The sequence below is a fragment of the Parabacteroides goldsteinii DSM 19448 = WAL 12034 genome (assembly GCF_000969835.1).
Classification (GTDB): domain Bacteria; phylum Bacteroidota; class Bacteroidia; order Bacteroidales; family Tannerellaceae; genus Parabacteroides; species Parabacteroides goldsteinii.
The window spans coordinates 209,682-217,328 of sequence record NZ_KQ033915.1; the positions used below are offsets into that span (position 1 = coordinate 209,682).

The following is a 7,647-nucleotide window of genomic DNA, read 5'->3' on the forward strand; positions in this document are numbered from 1 at the left end:
ATTAAAACATTTTTCAGATGGCAAAGAAAAAAGACGAAAAGGACGTGCTGGTTGTCCGTGACGAGAAGACGGGCGAAATCAGCGTGGTAGCCGGGCTGAACGCCGACGGTTCCCCCAAGCGCATCCCCGCGAAAGCGGAGAACGCGCAGAGTTTCCTGCAATTCGACCGGCACGGCGACGTGCTGGACAACTTCTTCAAGAACTTCTTCCGGCAGTGCAAGGAACCCAGCCGCTTCGGTTTCTACCGTGTCGCGGCGGACCAAGCCGACAAGCTGCTGGAGGTTATCAAGGACTTGCTGAAAGACCCCGACGGCAACAAGGAGATGCTTGCGCCCCACAAGGTGGACACCTCCGGCTACGAAAAGAAAGTACAGGAGGAGCAGTCCGCCGAAAAGCAGGAACAACCGGAACAGAAACAAGATGACGAACCTAAAAAACAGGAAGAAATGGAACAGAAAAACGAACAGAATCAGGAAAGCCCGCAGCAGACGCAGGGCAACCGGGGCTACCAGCCCATCGACGAGAGCAAGATCAATTGGCAGGAGTTGGAGGAGAAATGGGGCGTGAAGCGCGACGACCTTGAAAAGTCGGGCAACCTTGACAGGATGCTCAACTACGGTAAGTCCGACTTGGTGAGGGTGTCGCCCAATTTCGGTGGAGAGGCTTTCGAGTTGGACGCCCGCCTCTCCTTCAAGAGGGACGGCGAGGGTAATGTCAGCCTTGTGCCGCACTTCATCCGCAAGGAGCAGAAACTCGACGAGTACAAGGAACACAAGTTCTCCGACGACGACCGGAAGAACCTGTGCGAAACGGGCAACCTCGGCAGGGTCGTGGACCTCGTGGACAGGGAAACGGGCGAGATCATCCCCTCGTTCGTCAGCATCGACCGCAAGACGAACGAAATCACGGATGTCCCGGCGAACAAGGTGCGCATACCGGAGCGCATCGGCAAGACGGAAATCACCAAGCAGGAGCAGGACATGTTGCGTGCCGGGCTGCCCGTGCGTGACAAGCTCATCGAGCGCAAGGACGGCAGGAAGTTCCTCACCACCCTGCAAGTGAACGTGGAGCAGCGCGGCGTGGAGTTCGTGCCGGGAACCAGCAGGTCCCCCCGTGCCGCCCGGACGCAGGAAACGAAGAACAACCCCGCACAAGGACAGGCGCAGGGTACGGAGAATGCCGGGGGCACGAACAAGGAGCAACGCCGCAACACGTGGACGAACGCCGACGGCAGCATCCGCCCCATCAGCAAATGGAGCGGCGTGGACTTCACCGAACAGCAGAAAGCCGACTACGTGGCTGGCAAAGCCGTGAAATTAGAGAACGTGACCGACAAGCAAGGCTTCCACGCCACGATGTACATCAAGTTCAATTCGGAGAAGGGACGCCCGTACCGCTACGACACCAATCCCGACAACGCGCAGAAGGTCGCCCCGTCCAACGAGAGCCGCACACAGGTGGCAGTGAACAGCGAGGGCAAGACCAACGAGGCTACCAAGAACCTGAAGGAGCCGTTGCGGAAGGGACAGACCGCCCCAAAGGACACCGCACAGCAACAGCAGCAGAAAAGAAACAACAAGGGCATGAAGATGTAATCCCGTGTCCGCCACTAAATCCGAAGTAACATTTGTAAAATTCAAAACGACAGAAAAAATATGAAGACAATCATTGCAGAAAAGCCTTCTGTGGCACGTGAGATTGCCCGCATCGTGGGCGCGACAAAGAGAGAGGAAGGATATTTCGAGGGAGGCGGCTACGCCGTGACATGGGCGTTCGGACACCTCGTGCAGCTTGCCATGCCCGACGGCTACGGCATACGCGGCTTTGTCCGTGACAACCTGCCCGTCATCCCCGACACCTTCACGCTCGTCCCCCGTCAGGTAAAGACGGAGAAGGGCTACAAGCCCGACAGCGGCGTGGTGGCTCAGATTAAAACCGTCACCCGTCTTTTCAAGGAAAGCGAACAGATCATCGTGGCGACCGATGCCGGACGCGAGGGTGAACTTATCTTCCGCTACCTCTACCATTACACCGGATGCACCACCCCGTTCGTCCGCCTCTGGATAAGCTCGCTTACCGACAAGGCTATCCGCGAGGGACTGCGAAACCTTGAAGAAGGCGGCAAATACGACAACCTCTATCTTGCTGCCAAAGCGCGGAGCGAATCAGACTGGCTCGTGGGTATCAACGGCACGCAGGCACTCTCCATCGCCGCCGGACACGGCACGTACTCCGTCGGGCGGGTGCAGACACCCACGCTGGCGATGGTGTGCGCACGCTATTGGGAGAATCGCCGCTTCACACCCGAAGCCTTCTGGCAGCTCCATATCGCAACGGACGGCTGCAATGAAGGAACGGTGAAGTTTTCCTCTTCCGAAAAGTGGAAAGAGAAAGAGCCTGCGACGGAACTATATAATAAGGTGAAGTCGGCTGGCACAGCCACCGTCACGAAAGCCGAACGCAAGGAGAAGACGGAGGAAACACCGCTGCTGTACGACCTGACGACGCTCCAGAAGGAAGCCAACGCCAAGCACGGCTTCACGGCGGAACAGACGCTTGAAATCGCGCAGAAGCTCTACGAGAAGAAGCTCATCACCTATCCGCGAACCGGAAGCCGCTACATCCCCGAAGACGTGTTCGCCGAAATCCCCAAGCTGCTCGCCTTCATCGGGGCTTTGCCCGAATGGAAAGGCAAGGTGCAGCCGAAATGCGTCCCGACACGCAGAAGCGTGGACGGCGGTAAGGTGACGGACCACCACGCCCTGCTCGTCACGGGCGAGAAACCGCTGTTCCTCTCCAAAGAGGACAGTACCGTCTATCAGATGGTTGCCGGGCGCATGATCGAGGCGTTCTCCGAAAAATGCGTCAAGGACACCGCCACCGTCACGGCGGAGTGTGCCGGAGTGGAGTTCACGGTGAAAGGCAGCGTTATCAGGCAAGCCGGATGGCGCGCCGTCTATGGCGGGGAGGACAAGGAAGAAACCGCCATCCCCAATTGGCAGGAAGGCGACACGCTGACGCTGAAAGGCTGCTCCATCACGGAGGGAAAGACCAAACCCAAGCCGCTGCATACTGAGGCCACACTATTATCGGCAATGGAAACGGCGGGCAAGGACATAGAGGACGACGCATTGCGTCAGGCGTTGAAGGACTGCGGCATCGGCACGCCCGCCACCCGTGCGGCGATTATCGAAACGCTCTTCAAGCGCGGCTACATGGAACGCTGCAAGAAATCGCTTGTGCCGACTGAAAAAGGGCTTGCCCTTTACTCTGTCGTGAAGACGATGCGCATCGCCGACGTAGCCATGACGGGCGAATGGGAGAAGAATCTGGCACGCATCGAGCGCGGGGAACTGCCCGCAGACACTTTCCGCAGGGAAATAGAGGCGTACACACGCGAAATCACCTCCGAACTGCTCTCGTGCAACAAGCTGTTCTCCCGCAGGGATTCCGGCTGCAAGTGTCCCAAGTGCGGGACGGGCAGCATGCAGTTCTACGGCAAGGTGGTACGCTGCGACAATGCGGAGTGCGGGCTGCCCGTGTTCCGCCTGAAGGCGAACCGCACCCTTTCCGACGACGAGATCAAAGAGCTGCTCACCGACGGGCATACGAAGCTGCTCAAAGGCTTCAAGAGCAAGCAGGGCAAGAGCTTCGATGCCATAGTCGCCTTTGACGGGGACTATAACACGACTTTCGTGTTCCCCGAAAGGAAAACGAGCAGGAAATTTTCAGGACGGAAGAAATAGTATTAACTTTGCCACTGGTTCAGAGTAATGAATTGTTCTTCGATACCGGATTACACTCATACTTTGGATTTAGTGGTGGCACTCGGAGGGATACCGAGTGCCTTTTCTTTCTCCTTTCCAGACGATTATCCCCGTCATTACCAATCCACTAAATTCCAAAGTAATGAACAACAAGAAGAAAAACGAGGGTCAGACCGACTTTTCCTATTACGGTCTGTACCTGCTGGACTATCTCCGCACGAACAAGTTTGAACAGGCTTCCGATGATGCCTTCATCCGGGAACGCGCCGACCGTGCCGCCGAAACGTATGAGCGTGCGCGGCTCGAAGGCTATCCGCCCGAAGGGGCGCAGGAGTTGGCGATGGACACGCTCCTGCGGGGGCTTCGCTATTCCAAGTACGCCATCCTCCGCGAAGTCGTGGAAAACGAGTTTGCCGAAGAAGTGCCGGAAAAGAAACGCGAGGCCTTCATCCGAAAGCTGCTGCCGCCTGTCGGTAATGTATTCTCCGCTTATGACCTTTCGGACGACAATTTCGCCCTGTCGCCCGAATACGACCTGCTCTACACGGAGCTGACGGGAGCCGTCGTCCTTTATATCGGGGAATATGGCGTTTAACCGCAAACAACGGCTGCGGGACAACATCGAGGCGATACGGACGGCATTCATCCTTGACAGGGAACGGAGGACGGCAACCGCCGAGGAACAAGCCATACTTCGGAAGTATTGCGGTTTCGGCGGGTTGAAGTGCATACTGAACCCGGCAAAGGAACTGACGGATGCCGTGCATTGGGCGAAATCGGACCTCGAACTGTTTGCCCCGACGGTGGAGCTGCACAGGCTGGTGCGTGAAAACAGCAAGGACGATACGGAGTACAAGCGGTACGTGGATGCCATGAAGCAGTCCGTGCTGACCGCTTTCTACACCCCGCCGGAGATAACCGGCACTATCGCGGACGTACTGCATGAACACGGCATACGTCCCGACCGTGTACTGGAGCCGTCGGCGGGTGTGGGCGCATTCGTGGATGCCGTGCTGGAAAACAAGCCGGACGCGGATGTCATGGCTTTCGAGAAAGACCTGATGACGGGCAAGATATTGGGACACCTGCATCCCGACCAAAAGGTAAGGGTGCAGGGATTCGAGAAGATAGAGAAGCCCTTCACGGACTATTTCGACCTTGCCATCTCGAACATCCCGTTCGGCGACGTGGCTGTGTTCGACCCGGAGTTTACAGGAAGCCAAGACCCGGCAAGGCGTTCCGCACAGAAGGCAATACACAACTATTTCTTCCTGAAAAGCCTTGACGCGGTGCGTGAGGGCGGCATCGTGGCGTTCATCACCTCGCATGGAGTGCTGGACGCACCGTCCAACGCGCCTATACGCGAGTATATGATGCGTAATGCCAATCTGGTGGGTGTCGCACGCCTGCCGAACAACCTCTTCACGGACAACGCGGGTACGGAGGTGGGCAGCGACCTGATTATCCTTCAAAAGAACAGCGGCAAGAAACGGGAGCTGTACGATTATGAAGAGTTGTTCGTGCAGACGGAAAAGACACCGATAGGCAGTTTCCAGAACGGGTATGTCGGCAGCATCGGCATGATTCCCCACTCGGATCTGATAAGCGGCACGGACCCTTACGGGAAACCTGCCTATAAAGTCATGCACCGGGGCGGCATCGGGCAAATGGCGGAGGACTTGCGGGAACATATGGATATCGAGCTGTATAAGTTGGACAGAAAACTGTATGAAATGCACAGCCTGCATCCGGCACAAGGGAAAAGCACGGTTACAGAAACCATTTCCACACCGGTTGTCACTCCTGAGATACAGCCACGTCATGAAATGGCAGCGAAACCCGAAGCGGCAGCACCGCAGCCGGAGGAAGAAAAGCCGGAGATAGAGCCGCGCCGCCCCGATTATTCGGAGGGCGTGCAGCTCTCCCTGCTCGACCTCTGGGGCATGACCGAGGAAGTACGCAAGCAGGACGCACCCTCCAAGAAGAAAAAGACAGCGAAAAAGGGAAGCCCGGCAAGGCGTATGCCTCCCAAACCACAGGCGCAGGTTACGACCGCACCGCCACAGCCGTCTGCCGCACCGCTGACGGAGAACAGGGACAGCCATGAAACAAAGCCGGTGAGTGTCGCAGCCAAAGCCGATCCGGATGATATTTACGCCACTTTGGATTGGGACACCAATCCGCCCATCAACGGCTTCTATGAAATGATGATGGACCTCACGCCGGAGCGACGCAAGGAGCTTCGCAGGCTGGCGGCACAGCATCAGGAGAAACAACGGGTGGACGGGACGGCGGTGAAAGCCGCTCCCGCCACTAACATGCCGGAAAAGGAAGCGACAAAACGACCCGAAGCACAGCCGGAAGTCGCAACCGTTCCCGTTACGGACAATAACGCAAGTGAGACAACAACTTCCCTTTTCCCTGAATTTGAAACGGAAAAGCCGAAGGAGGAACCTCTCGACCTTTCTCCCCGTCCGTTCAACGGTATGCTGGAGCCGCACTACCGTGACGGCTCTATGGTACTGGATGCTTCACGCAATCTCGGTTATTTGAAGGGCCTCACGCCTTACGGCGCGACATTCCAACCGCTTGACCTGACCGGCTACCAGAAGGAGAAAGCGATGTTGTATGTGTCACTCCGTGACGCATACGAGCGGCTTTACCGCTACGAGGCGGAGTATCACGATGAAGGGTCTGCGCAACGCGGAGCGTTGAATACCTGCTACGATGAGTTTGTCATGCGCTACGGCAACCTCAATGCCAAGCATAACGTGAAACTGTTGATGATGGATGCCGCCGGACGCGACATCCTTTCGCTGGAACGGGCGGAGGACGGCAGGTTCGTCAAGGCGGACATCTTCGAACGTCCCGTTTCCTTCTCTGTGGAGAGCCATGCCAACGTAAGCTCTCCCGAAGAGGCGTTATCCGCATCGCTCAACAAGTTCGGCACGGTCAATCTCGACTATATGCGGGAGATAACCGACAGCACGGAAGAGGGATTGCTTGACGCCCTCAAAGGACGCATCTTCTACAACCCGCTCGTAACCGGTTACGAGATAAAGGACAGGTTCATCGCCGGGAACGTGATAGAGAAGGCGGAGCGCATCGAGGCATGGATAGGCGACAACCCCGAAAACGGACGTATGCCGGAAGTGAAGCAGGCGTTGGAGGCTCTGAAAGAAGCCGAGCCGCAGCGCATCGCCTTTGAGGACCTCGACTTCAATTTCGGGGAACGCTGGATTCCGACGGGCGTGTACGCCGCCTATATGAGCCACCTGTTCGACACGGACGTGAAAATCGCCTACTCCGCAAGCATGGACGAGTTTTCGGTGGCGTGCGGCTACCGCACCATGAAAATCACGGACGAGTTTTTAGTGAAGGGCTATTACCGGAACTATGACGGCATGCACCTGTTGAAACACGCCCTGCACAACACCTGCCCTGACATGATGAAGTCCATAGGAAAGGATGAGCATGGCAATGACATCAAGGTGCGTGACAGCGAGGGCATACAGCTCGCCAACGCCAAGATCGACGAGATTCGCAACGGGTTCTCGGAATGGCTGGAAGAGCAGTCGCCGCAGTTCAAGGAGAGGCTGACAACGATGTACAACCGCAAGTTCAACTGTTTCGTGCGTCCGAAGTATGACGGATCGCACCAGACCTTTCCCGACCTCAACCTCAAAGGACTGGCAAGCCGGGGTATCAAGAGCGTCTATCCGTCGCAGATGGATTGCGTCTGGATGCTCAAACAGAACGGCGGCGGCATTTGTGACCACGAGGTACTGCGCCCATAAGGGCATATAGTAAATGTAGGCTTAGCAACCTACCCGGCAAGGGTTTTCAACGCCGGTCATTAGCCAACTTATCCACTTAGCCG

At 56.8% G+C, this 7,647-nt stretch carries 3 protein-coding genes and 1 pseudogene; all 4 read left to right on the forward strand.

The features are described from left to right. Positions 1-17: 17 nt before the first annotated feature. The gene (locus HMPREF1535_RS24955; RefSeq protein ID WP_046147968.1) at positions 18-1,595 is read left to right on the forward strand and encodes a DUF3945 domain-containing protein; all 1,578 of its coding nucleotides are present in this window, start codon (positions 18-20) and stop codon (positions 1,593-1,595) included. 60 nt (positions 1,596-1,655) lie between these two features. After that, complete coding sequence (locus HMPREF1535_RS24960) at positions 1,656-3,746, forward strand: type IA DNA topoisomerase (protein WP_046147969.1); 2,091 nt, start codon at positions 1,656-1,658, stop codon at positions 3,744-3,746. Between the two features lie 163 nt (positions 3,747-3,909). Then, a complete protein-coding gene (locus HMPREF1535_RS24965) occupies positions 3,910-4,362 on the forward strand; it encodes a DUF1896 domain-containing protein (RefSeq protein WP_046147970.1) in 453 nt (150 codons plus the stop codon). After that, a pseudogene (locus tag HMPREF1535_RS24970) lies at positions 4,352-7,552 on the forward strand (N-6 DNA methylase); the annotation flags it as partial. The gene HMPREF1535_RS24965 and the pseudogene HMPREF1535_RS24970, both read left to right, overlap by 11 nt. Positions 7,553-7,647: the final 95 nt, after the last annotated feature.